General features: G+C 65.3%; 13 protein-coding genes. 8 read left to right on the top strand and 5 right to left on the bottom strand.

Features of this window, described 5'->3' with window-relative positions; translation table 11 throughout:
* Nucleotides 1-20 precede the first annotated feature (20 nt).
* From EJA05_RS14765 to EJA05_RS14745, 5 genes are all read right to left on the bottom strand, one after another.
* Entirely contained in the window at nt 21-1265 is a 1245-nt protein-coding gene (locus EJA05_RS14765; protein ID WP_125464246.1) for an NAD(P)/FAD-dependent oxidoreductase, read from the bottom strand.
* A gap of 16 nt (nt 1266-1281) precedes the next feature.
* Nucleotides 1282-1992, bottom strand: a complete 711-nt coding sequence (locus tag EJA05_RS14760; protein ID WP_125464245.1) for an ABC transporter permease — start codon at nt 1990-1992, stop codon at nt 1282-1284.
* Nucleotides 1989-2708 (bottom strand): ABC transporter permease, encoded by a 720-nt coding sequence (locus EJA05_RS14755; RefSeq protein ID WP_125464244.1) that lies wholly within the window; start codon nt 2706-2708, stop codon nt 1989-1991. Before EJA05_RS14755 ends, EJA05_RS14760 begins: the two co-directional genes overlap by 4 nt.
* 194 nt (nt 2709-2902) lie before the next feature.
* Nucleotides 2903-3655, bottom strand: coding sequence for a transporter substrate-binding domain-containing protein (locus tag EJA05_RS14750; protein WP_125858814.1), 753 nt, complete (start codon nt 3653-3655; stop codon nt 2903-2905).
* Nucleotides 3656-3681: 26 nt separating this feature from the next.
* Nucleotides 3682-4557 carry a MurR/RpiR family transcriptional regulator gene (locus tag EJA05_RS14745; protein WP_125464242.1) on the bottom strand — a complete coding sequence of 292 codons (876 nt, stop codon included), beginning with the start codon at nt 4555-4557 and terminating at the stop codon, nt 3682-3684.
* A 142-nt stretch (nt 4558-4699) separates the two neighbouring features.
* Between EJA05_RS14745 and EJA05_RS14740 the strand changes: the two genes are divergently transcribed.
* The 8 genes from EJA05_RS14740 (at nt 4700) to EJA05_RS14700 (ending at nt 18656) form a co-directional block, all read left to right on the top strand.
* On the top strand, nt 4700-5725 hold the full coding sequence (locus tag EJA05_RS14740; RefSeq protein WP_125858813.1) for an Ldh family oxidoreductase: 1026 nt from the start codon (nt 4700-4702) through the stop codon (nt 5723-5725).
* A 238-nt stretch (nt 5726-5963) separates the two neighbouring features.
* Nucleotides 5964-7163: an amino acid aminotransferase gene (locus EJA05_RS14730; protein WP_125858812.1), complete on the top strand. Its 1200-nt coding sequence runs from the start codon at nt 5964-5966 to the stop codon at nt 7161-7163.
* Between the two features lie 268 nt (nt 7164-7431).
* Nucleotides 7432-8712, top strand: coding sequence for a serine/threonine transporter (locus EJA05_RS14725; RefSeq protein WP_125464239.1), 1281 nt, complete (start codon nt 7432-7434; stop codon nt 8710-8712).
* Between the two features lie 172 nt (nt 8713-8884).
* Complete coding sequence (tpx, locus tag EJA05_RS14720) at nt 8885-9385, top strand: thiol peroxidase (RefSeq protein WP_125464238.1); 501 nt, start codon at nt 8885-8887, stop codon at nt 9383-9385.
* A 289-nt stretch (nt 9386-9674) separates the two neighbouring features.
* The gene (locus tag EJA05_RS14715; RefSeq protein ID WP_125858811.1) at nt 9675-10967 is read left to right on the top strand and encodes an MdtA/MuxA family multidrug efflux RND transporter periplasmic adaptor subunit; all 1293 of its coding nucleotides are present in this window, start codon (nt 9675-9677) and stop codon (nt 10965-10967) included.
* Nucleotides 10964-14062 carry an MdtB/MuxB family multidrug efflux RND transporter permease subunit gene (locus tag EJA05_RS14710; protein ID WP_125858810.1) on the top strand — a complete coding sequence of 1033 codons (3099 nt, stop codon included), beginning with the start codon at nt 10964-10966 and terminating at the stop codon, nt 14060-14062. Before EJA05_RS14715 ends, EJA05_RS14710 begins: the two co-directional genes overlap by 4 nt.
* Nucleotides 14059-17169 carry a multidrug efflux RND transporter permease subunit gene (locus tag EJA05_RS14705; protein WP_125464235.1) on the top strand — a complete coding sequence of 1037 codons (3111 nt, stop codon included), beginning with the start codon at nt 14059-14061 and terminating at the stop codon, nt 17167-17169. Before EJA05_RS14710 ends, EJA05_RS14705 begins: the two co-directional genes overlap by 4 nt.
* Nucleotides 17166-18656: an efflux transporter outer membrane subunit gene (locus EJA05_RS14700; protein WP_125858809.1), complete on the top strand. Its 1491-nt coding sequence runs from the start codon at nt 17166-17168 to the stop codon at nt 18654-18656. The genes EJA05_RS14705 and EJA05_RS14700 overlap by 4 nt, the downstream gene beginning before the upstream one ends.
* Nucleotides 18657-18898: the final 242 nt, after the last annotated feature.

Genomic DNA, 18898 nt, shown 5'->3' with positions numbered 1-18898 from the left:
ATTGTTCTCCCGCTCAGGGTTCAGTCGAAGCGTGCGGCGCTATAGGGCGCAGGGTCGGTGAAAGGGCGTTCGCCGGTCATCAGCTCGGCCAGCAGGCGGCCGCTGACCGGGCCCAGGGTGAGGCCGTGGTGGGCGTGGCCGAAGTTGAACCACAGGCCCTGGTGCCGAGGTGCCGGGCCGATCACCGGGCGCATGTCCGGCAGGCACGGGCGGCGGCCCAGCCAGGGCTTGTCGTCCAGGCGTTCACCCAGGGCCGGGAACAGTTTGCGCGCCAGGGCTTCGCAGCGGCGCAGCTGGATCTCGTTGCCGGGGGCGTCGCTGGCGGCGAACTCGATGCCGGTGGTCAGGCGCACGCCGCGGGCCATCGGCGCCAGTACGTAGCCGCCCTGGGTGTCGCAGACCGAATGCTGTAGTTCGGCGCCGTCGCGGGTGCCGTAGTGCATGTGGTAGCCGCGCTTGATCCCCAGCGGGAAGTGGTAACCCAGGCGCTCATAGAGCTCTGCGGATTGCGGGCCGAGGCAGGCCACTACTTCGTCGGCAGTGACCGCGCCGCGCTGGGTATCGACCTGCCAGCCGCCTTCGCTGCGTTGCAGGGTGCGGGCGTCGCCATGCAGGAACTGGCCGCCACGTTGGACGAACAGGGCGGCATAGCCACGGGTGAGGCCGCCGGGGTTGCTCACGGTCTTCGGGTCGAGCCAGTGGATGCCGCCGACCACGCCGCCGTCGAGCCCCTGCTCGCGGGCTTGCAGTTGCCCACGGTCGAGGAATTCGTATTTCAGGCCATAGCGCGCCAGGCCCAGCACATCCTGCTTGGCCTGCTCGAACAGCGCGCTGTCGCGGTATACCTCGATCCAGCCCTTGGCCTGCACCAGGCCTTGCAGCCCGGCGGCCTCGATCAGGGCGTCGTGTTCCTCGACGCAGCGTTGCACCAGCGGCAGCATGTCCGCCGCGGCTTCGGCCACGCGGCCCGGCGCCGATTGCTGCCAGTAGCGCAGCAGCCAGGGCGCGGCCTTGGGCAGGTGCAGCAGGCTGTAGCGCACGTCGGGCTGGCGATTGAGGCCGTAGCGCAGCAGCGCGCCGAACTGCCGGGGGAAGGCATAGGGGATCACGCTGGAGCGCTCGATCAGCCCGGCGTTGCCGTGGCTGGTGCCGCTGCCCGGCTCGTCGCGGTCGATGAGGATCACCTGGCGGCCGCGCGCCTGCAGGTGCAGCGCGGTGCTGACGCCGACGATACCGGCGCCCAGAACGATGGTTTGGCAATGCATGGAACGTATCCTTCAATCAGTTCAGGTGGCGGCCCAGGCGGGCCTCCAGGTGTTTCAGGGTGCGCCGGACGATCTCGACGATCAGCAGGTAGAGCACCGCCGCCCACAGGTAGATCTGGAAGTCGAAGCTGCGCGAGAAGGCCAGCTTGGTCACCCCCATCAGGTCGAAGATGGTCACCAGCGAGGCGATGGCGCTGGCCTTGATCATCATGATCAGCTCGTTGCCCAGCGGGCCGATGGCCACCAGCAGCGATTGCGGCAGGATCACCTTGAAGAAGGTGGTCGAGCGCTTGAGGTTGAGCGCCTTGGCCGCCTCGTACTGCCCCGGGGCGATGGCCAGCAGGCTGGCGCGGAAGATCTCCGCCTGGTAGGCCGCGGTGTTCAGGGTGAAGGCGAGCAGGGCGCAGTACCATGCCTCGCGGAAGAACCACCACAGCCCGACGTCCTGCCAGAAACCCTTGAGCGAGCCCAGCCCGTAGTACAGCAGGAACAGCTGGGCCAGCAGTGGCGAGCCGCGGAAGAAGTACACGTAGCCGGCGGCCAGGCGCTGCAGCACGAGGTTGCGCGACATCCGCGCCAGGGCCAGCAGCATACCCAGCAGTGCGCCCAGGGTGAACGAGATGGCCACCAGCTTGGCGGTGACCAGCAGGCCGTCGACGAAGCGAGGGCCGTAGCGCTCCAGCAGGTCTGGGTCGAGCACGTAGGCCAGCAGTTGTTCGAGGCTCATGTGCGGGCTCCTTGCAGGTGGCGGTTGCTGCGTTTTTCAAGCAAGGCGAAGACCCGGCCCGAGACTGCCGAGAACAGCAGGTAGATCAAGCAGGCCACGCCGTAGAAGAACATCGGCTCCTTGGTCACGCTGACCGCCAGGTTGGTCTGGCGCATCAGGTCGATCAGCGAGATGGTCGACACCAGCGAGGTGTCCTTGAGCAGGCTCAGCCAGTTGTTCGAAAGCCCCGGCAGGGCGATGCGCGTGAGCTGCGGCAGCACCACCTTGAAGAACCCGGTGCGCTTGCTCAGGCCCAGGGCCGAGCAGGCCTCCAGCTGGCCCTTGGGCAGGGTCTTGAAGGCCATCAGCCAGATTTCGCTGGAAAACGCGGCGAACACCAGGCTGAAGGCGACCATGGCGGCGAGGAAGGTGTTGATCAGCACCTCGCCCGGGTAGCCCAGGGCGGCGAGGATCTTCTGCGCGGCGATCTGGCAGCCGTAGTAGATGATCAGCAGGGTGAGCAGTTCGGGCAGGCCGCGGAACACCGTGGAGAAGGTGGTGGCCCAGGCCCGTGGCAGGCGTTTGCGCGAACGTGCGGCCAGGGCCACCAGCAGCCCCAGCGGCAGGCCGACGGGCAGGCAGGCGAGGGCCAGCGACACGGTCACCAGGGCGCCGGCCAGCAGCGCCTGACCCCAGCCGCCGCTGGCGAAGGACAGTAGAGACAGTTGATCGAGCATGGGTGGAGTCCCCAGTTCGGTTGGGTTTGGCTTGCGGGGCATCCTCGACTGTGGAGTTGCTCCGGCTGGCCCTATCGCTGGCAAGCCAGCTCCCACAGAGTGTGTGCTTATCCCTGTGGGAGCTGGCTTGCCAGCGATAGGGCCGGGGCAGTCAGCAGATGCATGAACCGCCCCAAGCTGCTCTCAACGCCACATCAGTTATAGATATCGAAGGCAAAGTACTTGCTGGCGATCTTCTGGTACGTGCCATTGGCCACGATCGCCGCCAGGGCCGCATTCAACCGTGTGCGCAGCGCCTCGTCGTCCTTGCGCACGGCAATTGCCGCATCGGCCTTGGTGTCCTTGACGTCGCCGAGGATCTTGCAGCAGTCCTGGCCGTTCTTGTCCAGCCACTCGTGCAGCGGGAACTTGTCGGCGATCACCCCGTCCAGGCGCCCGGCGGCAAGGTCGGCGTTGGCTTCGTCCATGGTCGGGTACAGCTTCACGTCGGCGCCGGCCTTGCCGTACACGTCTTCGGCGTAGATCGCCTGGGTGGAGGAGGACTGGGCGCCGACGGTGTAGCCGACGAAGTCGGTCTGCGCGTCGGTGATCTTGCTGTCCTTGGCCACGGCCACGGTCAGCGGGGTGCGGTAGTAGTGGTCGGTGAAGGCGATCTTCTTGCGTCGTTCTTCGGTGTCGATCATCGACGCCACCACGGCGTCGTACTTGCGTGCCATCAGGGCCGGGATGATGCCTTCCCAGTCCTGTGCCACCAGGGTGCACTCGACCTTCATCTGCTCGCACAGGGCGTGGGTGATGTCGATATCGAAGCCATGCAGCTTGTTATCGGCATCGACATAGTTGAAGGGCGGGTAGGCGCCTTCGGTGGCAAAGCGCAGGGTTTCGGCGCTGGCGGCACCCGCCAGCAGCAGGGCGCACGCACCCACCACAGCCATGGATCTTTTCATCTCGCACCTCTGTACCAACACTCTTGCTATTGTTGTTTGCCCGCCGGCCACGAGGTGTAGCCGACGAACTCGTTATGTAGAGCGGCAGTTGCTTCCAAGCGTTTTTCAACATCCGGCCCGAGCTTCTTGCAGACCTCGTTGACCATCAGGTGCACCCACGACAGCATCGCCGCCGTGGAGTCCCAGAACAGATTGAATTCGGTGGGGATGCGGAACACCTCGTCGGCGTTGGCATCGGCCCAGTCACAGAAGGTGTCGGTGACCAGCGTCACTGGGATGCCCAGGGCGCGGGCCTTTTGGCACAACTGCAGGGCGTGACGCGAGTAGCGGCGGGCTTCGAACACCACCAGGGTGAGGTCCTCGGGCTTGCCCAGCAGCACCTCGCCGAAGTGGCCGGCGCTGCCATCCACGCAGTGCACGCCATTGCGCAGGTACTGCAGCAGGTGGGTCATGCACAGGGCAATGCCGCGTTCGGTCTGGAAGCCGGCGATGAACACCTGGGGTTTATTGGCCAGGCGGCGGGCTACCTGGCGCCAGGCCTCGCTGCGGCTGTATTCGTGCACACGGACCAGGGCGGCCATTTCCAGCTCCAGGCTGCCGGCGTGTTCGCGGCCGTCTTCGGGTTGCTGGCGAAACTCCTGCAGGCGATCACCCACCAGCCAGGGGCCATCACCGAGGTCGTTCTGCAAGTCCTGCTTGAGCGCCTTGAGGTGGGCGTAGCCCAGCGCACGACAGAAGCGGCCGACACTCGATTCGCTGACGTCGAGCTTGGCGGCGATGCTCGCCGAAGTCTGGAACGGCAGCTCGTGCAGGTTGGCGAGCATGTAGCTGGCGATCTTGCGGCCAGAGGCGGCAGCGCTGTCGAGGCTGCTTTCCAGGCGTTGCTTGATCGATTGGCTCATGTAGCGCTCCGGCTGATTTCTGGCGTGGAGAAGAAAATGGCTGTTTTCTGTCATCAAGTCAATATTTGACAGATAGCTGTCATTCACGGGAAAGTCAGGGCGTTGCGCTGTAGCCATTCCAATACCAAGAAAGGAGCTTCAGATGTCCGCACCGTCCACCAGCCCTGCCGTGCGCGTGCCCTTTGCCGAGCTGCAGGCGCTGTTGCAAACGATCCTCCAACGCCATGGCTGCAGCGCAGCGGTGGCTGCCGTGCTGGCCCATAACTGCGCCAGCGCCCAGCGCGATGGCGCCCACAGCCATGGTGTGTTCCGTATTCCCGGTTACGTCTCGACCCTGGCCAGCGGCTGGGTGGATGGCACGGCCGTGCCGCAGGTGACCGACGTGGCGTCGGGCTATGTGCGGGTCGATGCCGGCGGCGGTTTTGCCCAGCCGGCCCTGGCGGCGGCGCGCGCGCTGCTGGTGGAGAAGGCCCGCAGCGCCGGTATCGCCGTGCTGGCGATCCACAATTCGCACCACTTCGCCGCCCTGTGGCCGGATGTCGAGCCGTTCGCCGATGAAGGCCTGGTGGCCCTGAGCGTGGTCAACAGCATGACCTGCGTGGTGCCCCACGGTGCGCGCAAGCCGTTGTTCGGCACTAACCCCATCGCTTTTGCCGCGCCGTGCGCCGGGCACGATCCGATCGTGTTCGACATGGCCACCAGCGCCATGGCCCACGGTGACGTGCAGATCGCCGCCCGTGCCGGCCAGCAATTGCCTGAAGGCATGGGCGTGGATGCCGGCGGGCAGCCCACCACCGATCCGAAGGCCATTCTCGAAGGTGGCGCGCTGCTGCCATTCGGCGGGCACAAGGGCTCGGCGCTGTCGATGATGGTCGAGTTGCTGGCGGCGGCGCTGACCGGCGGCCACTTCTCCTGGGAGTTCGACTGGTCCGGGCACCCGGGGGCGAAGACGCCGTGGACCGGGCAACTGATCATCGTGATCGACCCGAGCAAGGCCGAAGGGGAGCGTTTTGCCCAGCGAAGCCGTGAGCTGGTGGAGCAGATGCAGGCGGTGGGGCTGTCGCGCATGCCGGGGGAGCGTCGCTATCGCGAGCGTGAAGTGGCGGGCAGGGAAGGGGTGGCGTTGACCGAGCAGGAGTTGGCCGGTTTGAAGGAACTGGCTGGCTGAAACGGAATTTTCCAAGCTGGCGCGATCCCTGTGGGAGCGGGCTTGCCCGCGATCACGGGCGTAGCCCGTGCCATGCATCGCGGTGTCATCTTCGCGGGTAAACCCGCTCCCACAGGGGCCAGTGTGTGCAACGGCGCATCCAGCCCCTTGCACATCAGTGATGTTCCTGACGCCTGTCTGCGGGTATCCTCGCTGCAGCCTTTTCTGAACTGTCCTGATTTCCAAGGAGCTGCACGCTGTGTTCAAACATGTCGATGCCTATGCCGGCGACCCGATCCTCTCGCTGATGGAAACCTTCAAGGCCGACCCGCGCGCCGACAAGGTCAACCTGAGTATCGGCCTGTACTACGACGAAGCCGGCGTGGTGCCGCAGCTGGCGGCGGTGGGTGAAGTCGAGAAACGCCTGGCCGGCCAGCCCCATGAAGCGTCGCTGTACCTGCCGATGGAAGGTCTGGCTGCCTATCGCCAGGCGATCCAGGCGCTGCTGTTCGGCAGCGATCACCCGGCTGTGACCGATGGCCGTGTGGCCACCGTGCAGACCGTGGGCGGTTCCGGCGCGCTGAAAGTCGGCGCCGACTTCCTCAAGCGCTACTTCCCAGGCTCGGAAGTCTGGGTCAGCAACCCGACCTGGGACAACCACCGGGCGATCTTCGAAGGCGCGGGCTTCAAGGTGCATACCTACCCGTACTTCGATTCGGCCAGCCGTGGCGTCGACTTCGCCGGCATGCTCGCGACCCTGCAGACCCTGCCGGCCAACAGCGTGGTGCTGCTGCACCCGTGCTGCCACAACCCCACCGGCGTCGACCTGGACCAGCACCAGTGGCAGCAAGTGGTCGAAGTGGTCAAGGCACGCCAGCTGATCCCGTTCCTCGACATCGCCTACCAGGGCTTCGGCGAAGGCCTGGTCGAGGATGCCTACGCCATCCGCGAAATGGCCCGTGCCGGCGTGCCGTGCCTGGTCAGTAACTCGTTCTCGAAAATCTTCTCGCTGTACGGCGAGCGGGTAGGGGGCCTGTCGGTGGTCTGTGACGACGCCGCCACCGCGGTCAGCGTGCTCGGCCAGCTCAAGGCCACGGTGCGCCGCAACTACTCCAGCCCGCCTGCGTTCGGCGCCCAGCTGGTGGCCGGCGTGCTCGGCGATGACGCGCTCAATGCCCAGTGGGTGGCGGAAGTGGAAGTGATGCGCAAGCGTATCCTCGACATGCGCCAAGGCCTGGTCGACCTGCTCGGCAAGCTGCTGCCGGGCCAGGACTTCCAGTTCTTCCTGCGCCAGCGCGGCATGTTCAGCTACACCGGCTTCAGCGTCGAGCAGGTGCGTCGCCTGCGTGACGAGTTCGGCGTGTATCTGATCGACAGCGGTCGGGTGTGCATGTCCGGGCTGCGTCCGGCCAACCTGCGCCAGGTGGCTGAGGCGTTTGCGGCGGTGCACAAGGGCTGAGCGAATCGGCCTAATCGCGGGGCAAGCCCGCTCCCACGCCAAACCTCGTTGCAAGGGGTGGCGTGGGAGCGGGCTTGCCCCGCGATGCTTTCACCCTCGCAAAACCGGGCCTCTTGTACAGACAAGTGCAACCGTCCCTCGGACGGGGCTTCCCCAAGTGCAACCTTTGCATGCACAATCGCGCCCCTCTTCCCCGGTTGAGTTGGGCGAAACGTCTATTTCGCCATTCTCAGCCTGTTGCAGTCTTGCGAGTGGAGCTTCACCCGGAATGAATGAGCAGGCCCCAAGCGTTGAACAACGCTTTGCAGAATCGACCCCCGCCACCCTTGGCAGCTGGTCGCGTCACGACACCACCTGGATGCTGGGCCTGTTCGGCACAGCCATCGGCGCCGGAACCCTGTTCTTGCCGATCAACGCCGGCCTCGGCGGCTTCTGGCCGCTGCTGATCCTCGCGGCGCTGGCGTTCCCCATGACTTACTTCGCCCACCGCGGCCTGACCCGTTTCGTGCTGTCCGGGCGTAGCGGCGGCGACATCACCCAGGTCGTGGAAGAGCACTTCGGCATCAAGGCCGGTGCGCTGATCACCGTGCTGTACTTCTTCGCCATCTTCCCGATCCTGCTGATCTACAGCGTGGCCCTGACCAACACCGTCAGCAGCTTCATGGAGCACCAGCTGCACATCGCGCCGCCGCCGCGGGCGATCCTGTCGTTCGTGCTGATCCTCGGCCTGCTGGCGATCGTGCGTTGCGGTGAACAGGCCACGGTCAAGGTCATGAGCCTGCTGGTCTACCCGTTCATCGTCGCCCTGGCGCTGCTGGCCCTGTACCTGGTGCCGCACTGGACCGGCGGTATCCTGGACACCGCGTCGCAAGTACCGTCGGGTTCTGCCTTCCTGCACACCGTGTGGCTGGCCATTCCGGTGATGGTGTTCTCGTTCAACCACTCGCCGATCATCTCGGCCTTCGCCGTCGACCAGAAGCGCCGCTACGGTGACCATGCCGACGAGCGCAGCGGCCAGATCCTGCGCCGCGCCCACCTGCTGATGGTGCTGATGGTGCTGTTCTTCGTGTTCAGCTGCGTGCTGACCCTGAGCAGCGCCCAGCTGGCCGAAGCCAAGGCGCAGAACCTGTCGATCCTGTCGTACCTGGCCAACCACTTCGACCAGCCGACCATCGCCTTTGCCGCGCCGCTGATCGCGTTCATCGCCATCGCCAAGTCGTTCCTGGGCCACTACATCGGTGCCAGCGAAGGCCTCAAGGGCATGATCGTCAAGACCGGCCTGCGCCCGGGCGCCAAGGCCCTGGACCGCATGGTCGCCGCTCTGATGCTGGTGGTGTGCTGGATCGTCGCCACCCTCAACCCGAGCATCCTCGGCATGATCGAGTCCCTCGGTGGCCCGATCATCGCCGTGCTGCTGTTCCTGATGCCGATGTACGCCATCCGTCGCGTGCCGTCGATGCGCAAGTACAGCGGCGCGCTGTCGAACCTGTTCGTGGTTGTCATCGGCCTGGTGGCCCTGACCTCGGTGGTGTATGGCCTGATCGGCTGAATCGACCGCTTGCAATAAGAAATGTCCGGGTTGGTTGTCGCCACCCGGACATTTTTTTGTCCACAGAAATTGTCTGGCAATAGAACAGTTTCATGTTTGCTTATAGGCACTTGCGCGGCTTCATGCTTAACTCGGGGTCTTTTACCAACCCCGTACTAAGGATGATTTCCCCATGGCTCAAGTGACTCTCAAAGGCGGCCCGGTTCAGGTCAGCGGTAATCTGCCGCAAGTCGGCGCCCAGGCGCCTGCCTTCTCGCTGGTTGCCGGCAACCTGGCTGACACTTCGCTGAAAGACTTCGCCGGCAAGCGCAAGGTGCTGAACATCTTCCCAAGCGTCGACACCCCGACCTGCGCCACCTCGGTGCGCAAGTTCAACGCCCAGGCCAACGACGTGGCCAACACCGTGGTGCTGTGCATCTCCGCCGACCTGCCATTCGCCCAGGCCCGCTTCTGCGGCGCCGAAGGCCTGGAGAACGTGAAGAACCTGTCGACCCTGCGTGGCCGCGAGTTCCTGGAAAACTACGGCGTGGCCATCGCCGACGGCCCGCTGGCCGGCCTGGCCGCCCGCGCCGTGGTGGTGCTGGATGAAAACGACAAGGTGCTGCACTCCGAGCTGGTTGGCGAGATCGCCGACGAGCCGAACTACGACGCGGCGCTGGCTGTACTGAAGTAAGTGTTGTTGGGGCTGCTGCGCTGCCCATCGCCGGCAAGCCGGCTCCCACAGGCGATCACATAACCCTGTGGGCGCCGGCTTGCCGGCGAAAGGGCCGCAAAGCGGCCCCTGCGGGTTACACCCGGTAACGGCCTGGACAACGTTCCAGGCCGTTTTCATTTAAAGTGCACTCCCTGACCAACGTCAGCCGAAGGTAAAGCACGGGTAAAGCTCCTTTGCTAATCCGATGCCAGTGCTTATCGTTCACGCTCTTCCCGCCGTCATTCTCTGAACAAGGTTCGTTCGTCCCATGCAAGTGTCCAATTCCCGTTCCCCCCGTCGCTGGCTGTTCGGCCTGCTGATCCTGCTGCTGGTGGCCCTGCTGGCCTGGTGGCTGTGGCCTGCAGCGCCCGTCCACAAGGACGCGACGGGCGCTGGCCGGCCGGGCAAAGGCATGGGCATGGGCGGGCGCCCGGGCTTCGGCGCCTCGAGCGACCCGGTGCCGGTGCGCGTGGAGCCGGTGCGCGTCGGCGACTTCCCGCTGTACTACAAGGCCCTGGGTACCGTCACCGCGACTAACACCGTCAACGTGCGCAGCCGGGTGGCCGGCGAGCTGGTCAAGATCCACTTCCAGGAAGGCCAGCAGGTCAAGGCCGGCGACCTGCTCGCCGAGATCGACCCGCGCCCGTACCGCATTGCCCTGCAGCAGGCCGAAGGCACCCTGGCGCAGAACCAGGCGCAATTGAAGAACGCCCAGGTCGACCTGGCCCGCTATAAAGGCTTGTACGCCGAAGACAGCATCGCCAAGCAGACCCTCGACACCGCTGAAGCCCAGGTGGCGCAGTTCCAGGGGCTGGTCAAGACCAACCAGGCCGCTGTCAACGATGCCCGCCTGAACCTCGATTTCACCCAGATCCGTGCACCGATCAACGGCCGCCTGGGCCTGCGCCAACTGGACCTGGGCAACCTGGTCGCCGCCAACGACACCACCGCGCTGGTGGTGATCACCCAGACCGAGCCGATCAACGTCGCCTTCACCCTGCCGGAAACCGAACTGGACACCGTGCTTGCCCGCTACCGCAGCGGTGCCAGCCTGCCGGTCGAAGCCTGGGACCGTGGCGATCGCAAGCTCCAGGCCACCGGCGTATTGGGCAGCCTCGACAACCAGATCGACACCACCACCGGCACCCTGAAGTTCAAGGGCACGTTCCAGAACAAGGACCACGCGCTGTTCCCCAACCAGTTCGTCAACGTGCGCCTGCTGGCCGACACCCTCAAACAGGTGGTGCTGGCCCCGGCCGCGGCGATTCAGTTCGGCAACGACGGCACCTTCGCCTACGTGGTCAACCAGGACAGCAAGGTCAACATCCGCAAGCTCAAGGTAGGGGCCAGCGATGGCCAGCACAGCGTGATCCTCGAAGGCCTGTCCGCCGGCGACCGCCTGGTGCTGGAAGGCACCGACCGCTTGCGCGAAGGCACCAAGGTCGATGTGGTCGAAGACAGCTCGCAAGTGCCCACCACCCCCGGCCAGCACCTGCAGGGCCAGGACGCCAAGGGCGCGGCACAGACCACCGGTAAATCGAGCTCCAAGGCGGGCGCATGAACCTTTCCCGCCTGTTCATCCTGCGGCCGGTCGCCACCACGCTGAGCATGCTGGCCATCGTCCTGGCCGGCCTGATCGCCTACAAGATGCTGCCGGTGGCGGCCTTGCCCCAGGTCGACTATCCGACCATCCGGGTCATGACCCTGTACCCCGGCGCCAGCCCGCAGGTGATGACCAGTGCCGTCACCGCTCCGCTGGAGCGCCAGTTCGGGCAGATGCCGGGCCTGGAACAGATGGCCTCGACCAGCTCCGGTGGCGCTTCGGTCCTCACGCTGCGCTTCAACCTGGACATGAACATGGACGTTGCCGAGCAACAGGTGCAGGCCGCGATCAACGCCGCCAGCAACCTGCTGCCCAGCGACCTGCCGGCACCGCCGGTGTACAACAAGGTCAACCCGGCCGACACCCCGGTGCTGACCCTGGCGATTTCGTCGAAAACCATGCCGTTGCCCAAGCTCAACGACCTGGTCGACACCCGCGTGGCGCAGAAGATCGCCCAGATCAGCGGCGTGGGCATGGTCAGTATTGCCGGCGGCCAGCGCCAGGCCGTACGGATCAAGGTCAACGTCGATGCCCTGGCCGCCAACGGCCTGAACCTGGATGACGTGCGTACCTTGATCGGCGCTTCCAACGTCAACCAGCCCAAGGGCAACTTCGACGGCCCCACCCGGGTGTCGATGCTCGACGCCAACGACCAGCTGCGCTCGCCCGAGGAATACGCCAACCTCATCCTCAAGTACGCCAACGGTGCGCCGTTGCGCCTCAAGGACGTCGCCGAGATCGTCGATGGCGCCGAAAACGAACGCCTGGCCGCCTGGGCCAACCAGAACGAGGCGGTGCTGCTGAACATCCAGCGCCAGCCCGGGGCCAACGTCATCGAAGTGGTCGACCGGATCAAGGAACTGCTGCCGTCGATCACCGACAACCTGCCCGCCGGCCTCGACGTCATGGTGCTCACCGATCGCACCCAAACCATCCGCGCCGCCGTGCGCGACGTGCAGCACGAACTGCTGTTCGCCATCGCCCTGGTGGTGATGGTCACGTTCCTGTTCCTGCGCCGGGTCAGCGCCACGATCATTCCGTCCATCGCCGTGCCGCTGTCGCTGATCGGCACCTTCGGGGTGATGTACCTGGCCGGGTTCTCGGTCAACAACCTCACGCTGATGGCCCTGACCATCGCCACCGGTTTCGTGGTGGACGACGCCATCGTCATGCTGGAGAACATCTCCCGGCATATCGAAGAGGGCGAGACACCCTTCCAGGCTGCGCTCAAGGGCGCCAAACAGATCGGCTTCACCCTGATCTCGCTGACGTTTTCCTTGATCGCGGTATTGATCCCGCTGCTGTTCATGGCCGATGTGGTCGGGCGATTGTTCCGCGAGTTCGCCATCACCCTGGCGGTGGCGATCCTGATTTCCCTGGTGGTATCGCTGACCCTGACGCCGATGATGTGCGCGCGCCTGCTCAAGCGCGAGCCCAAGGAAGAAGAGCAGGGCCGCTTCTACCGTGCCAGCGGCGCGTGGATCGACTGGCTGATCAAGCACTACGGCAGCGCCCTGACCTGGGTGCTCAAGCATCAGCCACTGACGTTGCTGGTGGCGGTGGCCACCCTTGCGCTGACCGTGGTGCTTTACCTGGCGGTGCCCAAAGGCTTCTTCCCGGCCCAGGACACCGGCGTGATCCAGGGCATCTCCGAAGCCCCGCAATCCACCTCATTCGCCGCCATGAGCGAGCGCCAGCAGGCGCTGGCCGGCGTGATCCTCAAGGACCCGGCGGTGCAGAGCCTGTCCTCGTACATCGGCGTGGACGGCGATAACGCCACCCTCAACAGCGGCCGTCTGCTGATCAACCTCAAACCCCACGGCGAGCGCGACGTCACCGCCAGTCAGGTGATCAACCGTCTGCAGCCACAGCTCGACCGGCTGGTGGGGATCCGCCTGTTCATGCAGCCAGTGCAGGACTTGAGCATCGAGGACCGGGTCAGCCGCACCCAGTACCAGTTCAGCCTCAGTTCGCCCGACGCCGAGCTGCTCGCGCAGTGGAGCGGCAAGCTGGTGCAGGCCCTGCAGCAGCGCCCCGAATTGCAGGACGTGGCCAGCGACCTGCAGGACAAGGGCCTGCAGGTGTACCTGGTGATCGACCGTGACATGGCCAGCCGCCTGGGCATCAGCGTGTCGCAGATCACCAACGCCCTGTATGACGCCTTCGGCCAGCGGCAGATCTCGACCATCTACACCCAGGCCAGCCAGTACCGCGTGGTGCTGCAGTCGCAGGCCGCGGCCAGCCTTGGCCCGCAGGCCCTGGAGTCGATCCACGTCAAGGCCGCCGACGGCGGCCAGGTGCGCCTGTCGGCGCTGGCGCGCATCGAACAGCGCCAGGCCCAGCTGGCCATCTCGCACATCGGCCAGTTCCCGGCGGTGATGATGTCGTTCAACCTCGGCCATGGCGCGTCCCTGGGCGAGGCGGTGCAGGTGATCGAACAGGTGCAACAAGAGATCGGCATGCCGATCGGCGTGCAGACCCGCTTCCAGGGTGCCGCCGAGGCGTTCCAGGCTTCGTTGTCGAGCACCTTGCTGTTGATCCTGGCCGCGGTGGTGACCATGTACATCGTGCTGGGGGTGCTCTATGAGAGCTATATCCACCCGGTGACCATCCTCTCGACGCTGCCCTCGGCGGCGGTAGGCGCCTTGCTGGCATTGTTGCTCAGCGGCAATGACCTGGGGATGATCGCGATCATCGGCATCATCCTGTTGATCGGCATCGTCAAGAAGAACGCGATCATGATGATCGACTTCGCCTTGGAGGCCGAGCGCCACCAGGGCATGAGCCCGCGCGATGCGATCTACCAGGCGGCGTTGCTGCGTTTCCGGCCGATCCTGATGACCACCCTGGCCGCGCTGTTCGGCGCCGTGCCCTTGATGCTCGCCACCGGTTCCGGTGCCGAACTGCGCCAGCCGCTGGGCCTGGTGATGGTCGGCGGGCTGCTGGTGAGCCAGGTGCTGACCCTGTTCACCACCCCGGTCATCTACCTGTACTTCGACCGCCTGGCCCGCCGTTGGCGCCCAGCGGCTGACGCACAGCAGGCCGACGCATGAACCTGTCCGGTCCTTTCATCCGCCGGCCAGTGGCGACCATGCTGCTGAGCCTGGCGATCATGCTGCTGGGTGGGGTGAGCTTCGGCCTGTTGCCGGTGTCGCCATTGCCGCAGATGGACTTCCCGGTGATCGTGGTCCAGGCCAGCCTGCCTGGTGCAAGCCCGGAGGTCATGGCGTCCACCGTGGCCACGCCGCTGGAGCGCAAGCTCGGTGCGATTGCCGGTGTCACCACCCTGACCAGCAGCTCCAACCAGGGCTCGACCCGGGTGATCATCGGCTTTGACCTGGGCCGTGACATCGACGGCGCCGCGCGTGAAGTGCAGGCGGCGATCAACGCCACCCGCAACCTGTTGCCCAGTGGCATGCGCAGCATGCCCACGTACAAGAAGATCAACCCTTCACAAGCGCCGATCATGGTGCTGTCGCTGACCTCCTCAGTGCTGTCCAAAGGGCAGTTGTACGACCTGGCCGACACCATCCTGTCCCAGAGCCTGTCCCAGGTCAGCGGGGTAGGGGAGGTGCAGATCGGCGGCAGTTCGCTGCCCGCCGTGCGCATCGAGCTGGAGCCACAGCTGCTCAACCAGTACAACCTGGCCCTGGACGATGTGCGCACCGCCGTGGCCAACGCCAACCAGCGCCGGCCCATGGGTTTTGTCGAGGACAAGGAACGCAACTGGCAGGTGCGCGCCAACGATCAGCTGGAGAAAGCCGAAGACTACAAACCGATCGTGATCCGCCAGCAGAACGGCGCGATCCTGCGCCTGTCCGACGTGGCCAAGGTCACCGATGGCGTGGAGAACCGCTACAACAGCGGCTTCTTCAACGACGAAAGCGCGGTGCTGCTGGTGGTCAACCGCCAGTCCGGCGCCAACATCATCCAGACCGTCGAGCAGATCAAGGCCGAGCTGCCGGCATTGCAGTCGCTGCTGCCGGCCAGCGTCAAGCTGGACGTGGCCATGGACCGCTCGCCGGTGATCAAGGCCACCCTCAAGGAGGCCGAGCACACCCTGCTGATCGCCGTGGCGCTGGTGATACTGGTGGTGTACCTGTTCCTCGGCAACTTCCGCGCCTCGCTGATTCCAAGCCTGGCCGTGCCGGTGTCGCTGGTGGGCACCTTTGCGGTGATGTACCTGTGCGGCTTCTCGCTGAACAACCTGTCGCTGATGGCGCTGATCCTGGCCACCGGCCTGGTGGTGGACGATGCCATCGTGGTGCTGGAGAACATCTCCCGGCATATCGAGAACGGTGAGAACCCCATGCGCGCCGCCTACAAGGGGGCGCAGGAGGTCGGCTTCACCCTGCTGTCGATGAACGTCTCGCTGGTGGCGGTGTTCGTGTCGATCCTGTTCATGGGCGGCATCGTGCGTGGCTTGTTCAAGGAGTTCTCGATTACCCTGGCGGCGGCGATCATCGTCTCGTTGGTGGTGTCGCTGACGCTTACGCCGATGCTCTGTTCGCGCTGGTTGAAGGTGCATGGCCCGCAGCAGCAGACCCGCCTGCAGCGCCTGAGCGACCGCATCCACCAGCGCATGGTCGCCGGTTACGATCGCAGCCTGGGCTGGGCGCTGCGCCACAAGCGCCTGACGCTGTTCAGCCTGCTGGCCACCATCGCCCTCAACGTTGCCTTGTATGTGGTGGTGCCCAAGACCCTGATGCCGCAACAGGACACCGGCCAGCTGCAGGGCTTCGTACGTGGCGACGACGGCCTGTCGTTCAGCGTGATGCAGCCGAAGATGGAGATCTACCGCCGGGCGCTGCTCAAGGACCCGGCCGTGGAGAGCGTCGCCGGCTTCATCGGTGGCAACAGCGGCACCAACAACGCCTTCATGCTGGTGCGGCTCAAGCCCATCACCCAGCGCAAGGAGAATGCGCAAAAGGTCATCGAGCGCCTGCGCAAGGAAATGCCCAAGGTGCCCGGCGGCCGCTTGTTCCTGATGGCCGACCAGGACTTGCAACTGGGCGGCGGTGGCCGCGACCAGAGTACTTCGCAGTACCTCTACACCCTGCAGAGCGGTGACCTGGCCGCCTTGCGCGAGTGGTTCCCGAAGGTGGCCGCCGAGCTGCGCAAGCTGCCCGAACTGACCGCCATCGATGCCCGCGACGGCGCCGGCACCCAGCAAGTGACCCTGGTGGTGGACCGTGACCAGGCCAAGCGCCTGGGCATCGACATGAACATGGTCACCTCGGTGCTCAACAACGCCTACAGCCAGCGGCAGATCTCGACCATCTACGACAGCCTCAACCAGTACCAGGTGGTGCTGGAGATCAACCCCAAATACGCCTGGGACCCGAGCACCCTGGAGCAGGTGCAGGTGATCACCGCCGACGGTGCCCGTGTGCCGCTATCGAGCTTCGCCCGTTACGAGAACAGCCTGGCCAACGACCGCGTCAGCCACGAAGGCCAGTTCGCCTCCGAAGACATCTCGTTCGATGTGGCCGAAGGCTACAGCACCGACCAGGCCCTGGCTGCGCTGGAACGCGCGGTGGCCAGGCTGGGTTTGCCGGAGTCGGTGATCGCCAAGCTGGGCGGTACTGCCAATGCCTTTACCAAGACCGCCGAAGGCCAGCCGCTGATGATCCTCGGCGCCCTGGTGCTGGTGTACCTGGTGCTGGGCATCCTCTATGAGAGCTACATCCACCCGCTGACCATTCTGTCCACGCTGCCTTCGGCCGGCGTCGGCGGGTTGCTCGCGTTGTACCTGACCGGCGGCGAGTTCAGCCTGATCTCGCTGCTGGGGCTGTTCCTGCTGATCGGCGTGGTGAAGAAGAACGCCATCCTGATGATCGACCTGGCCCTGCAACTGGAGCGCAACGAAGGCCTGTCGCCCGAAGAATCTATCCGCCGCGCCTGCCTGCTGCGCCTGCGGCCGATCCTGATGACCACCCTGGCCGCCATCCTCGGCGCGCTGCCGCTGCTGCTCAGCCAGGCCGAAGGCGCCGAAATGCGCCAGCCGCTGGGCCTGACCATCATCGGCGGGCTGGTCTTCAGCCAGATGCTCACCCTGTACACGACGCCTGTGGTCTACCTCTACCTCGACCGCCTGCGCCACCGTTTCAACCGTTGGCGCGGCGTGCGCACCGACGCTGCCCTGGATACTCCGCTATGAACTTTGCCCATACCCGCCTGCACCGTGCCCTCATGCGCCTGACCCAGGGGCGCGGCTCGCGCCTGGTTGGCGCCGGGCTGTGCGTGGCGATGCTCAGCGCCTGTACCCTGAGCCCCGACTACCATCGCCCTGAATTGAGCACCCCGGCGCAGTTCAAGCAGGCCGAAGGCTGGACCCAGGCCAAACCGTCCGACGCCATCGCCCGCGGCGCCTGGTGGGAGATCTACGGCGACGCGCAGCTCAATACGCTGGTCGAGGAACTCAATCGCAGCAACCAGACCGTTGCGCAATCCGCGGCCCAGTACCGCCAGGCCCAGGCCCTGGTGCGCAGCAGCCGCGCTTCGCTGTTCCCCTCGCTGGACCTGTCCGTTGGCAAGACTCGCTCGGCCCAGGGCACCGGCAGCTCCAGTTCCAGCCTGTCGAACAACAGCAGTGGTATCCGCGACACCTATAACGCCCAGCTTGGTGTCAGCTGGGAGATCGACCTGTGGGGCAAGCTGCGCGAAACCCTGAATGCCAACGAGGCCAGCGCCCAGGCCAGCCTCGCCGACCTGGCCGCGATTCGCCTCAGCCAGCAGTCGGAGCTGGTGCAGAACTACCTGCAGTTGCGGGTGATCGATGCGCAGAAACGCCTGCTCGAAGCTACCGTCGCCGCCTATGAGCGTTCATTGAAGATGAACGAAAACCAGTACCGCGCTGGCGTGGTCGGGCCGGACGCCGTGGCCCAGGCCCGCACCCAGCTCAAGAGCACCCAGGCTGACCTGATCGACCTGGCCTGGCAGCGGGCCCAGTACGAGAACGCCATCGCGGTGCTGATGGGCAAGGCGCCGGCCGACTTTGCCCTGGCCGCGACCGAGGAAATTCCGGCATTGCCCGATATTCCGGTAGCGCTGCCGTCGCAGTTGCTGGAGCGCCGCCCGGACATCGCCTCGGCCGAGCGCAAGGTCATGGCTGCCAACTCGAACATCGGCGTGTCCCGCGCGGCCTACTTCCCCGACCTGTCGCTGAGCATGAGCGGTGGCTATTCCAGCAGCAGCTTCAACAACTGGATCGAATTGCCCAACCGCTACTGGTCCGTGGGGCCGCAGTTGGCGTTGACACTGTTTGATGCCGGCAAGCGCAGCGCCGAGGTGGACCGCACCGTGGCTGTCTATGACCAGACCGTGGCCCAGTACCGGCAGACCGTGTTGGATGGGTTCAAGGAGGTCGAGAATTTCCTGGTGCAGCTCAAGGTGTACGGCGACGAGGCCGTGGTGCGCCAGGAAGCACTGGATGCGGCACGTGAGTCGCTGCGCCTTACCGAGAACCAGTACAAGGCCGGGTTGATCGGCTACCTGGATGTGGTGAGCGTGCAGACTACGGCGCTGAGCAATGAGCGTAGCGTGCTGACGCTGCTGCAGGGGCGGTTGTTGGCGAGTGTGCAGTTGATTGCGGCGTTGGGTGGGGGCTGGGATGAGCAGCAGGCGCTGGCGGATCAAGGGGACTGAGCTGATCGCATTAAAGGGACTGCTTCCTGGTGCATGACGGGCGAGCGGCAGCGACTTCGAGATCGAGCGCCGCCCGCGCGGCGCTCGATCTCATAGGCGCCAAACCTCTAAAGGCGAACACCTCGCAGCCCCCCAGACCCACCAAATGCAGAAACCCCCGCCAATCCAAATGAGTGCGTGGCGATCTGCCATTTCTGGTGCACACTGTATCGGGCCCGTTTGACTTACTGCTACTGCAGTTT

It is taken from the genome of Pseudomonas oryziphila (assembly GCF_003940825.1).
GTDB classification, from domain to species: Bacteria; Pseudomonadota; Gammaproteobacteria; order Pseudomonadales; family Pseudomonadaceae; genus Aquipseudomonas; species Aquipseudomonas sichuanensis.
This window is presented reverse-complemented; position numbering and strand designations above follow the sequence as displayed.

Excerpts from the sequence above, each read along its gene's own strand:
- EJA05_RS14765 (WP_125464246.1), bottom strand. The coding sequence starts at position 1,265 with ATGCATTGCCAAACCATCGTTCTGGGCGCCGGTATCGTCGGCGTCAGC.
- EJA05_RS14760 (WP_125464245.1), bottom strand. The coding sequence starts at position 1,992 with ATGAGCCTCGAACAACTGCTGGCCTACGTGCTCGACCCAGACCTGCTG.
- EJA05_RS14755 (WP_125464244.1), bottom strand. The coding sequence starts at position 2,708 with ATGCTCGATCAACTGTCTCTACTGTCCTTCGCCAGCGGCGGCTGGGGT.
- EJA05_RS14750 (WP_125858814.1), bottom strand. The coding sequence starts at position 3,655 with ATGAAAAGATCCATGGCTGTGGTGGGTGCGTGCGCCCTGCTGCTGGCG.
- EJA05_RS14745 (WP_125464242.1), bottom strand. The coding sequence starts at position 4,557 with ATGAGCCAATCGATCAAGCAACGCCTGGAAAGCAGCCTCGACAGCGCT.
- EJA05_RS14740 (WP_125858813.1), top strand. The coding sequence starts at position 4,700 with ATGTCCGCACCGTCCACCAGCCCTGCCGTGCGCGTGCCCTTTGCCGAG.
- EJA05_RS14725 (WP_125464239.1), top strand. The coding sequence starts at position 7,432 with ATGAATGAGCAGGCCCCAAGCGTTGAACAACGCTTTGCAGAATCGACC.
- tpx (WP_125464238.1), top strand. The coding sequence starts at position 8,885 with ATGGCTCAAGTGACTCTCAAAGGCGGCCCGGTTCAGGTCAGCGGTAAT.
- EJA05_RS14715 (WP_125858811.1), top strand. The coding sequence starts at position 9,675 with ATGCAAGTGTCCAATTCCCGTTCCCCCCGTCGCTGGCTGTTCGGCCTG.
- EJA05_RS14710 (WP_125858810.1), top strand. The coding sequence starts at position 10,964 with ATGAACCTTTCCCGCCTGTTCATCCTGCGGCCGGTCGCCACCACGCTG.
- EJA05_RS14705 (WP_125464235.1), top strand. The coding sequence starts at position 14,059 with ATGAACCTGTCCGGTCCTTTCATCCGCCGGCCAGTGGCGACCATGCTG.
- EJA05_RS14700 (WP_125858809.1), top strand. The coding sequence starts at position 17,166 with ATGAACTTTGCCCATACCCGCCTGCACCGTGCCCTCATGCGCCTGACC.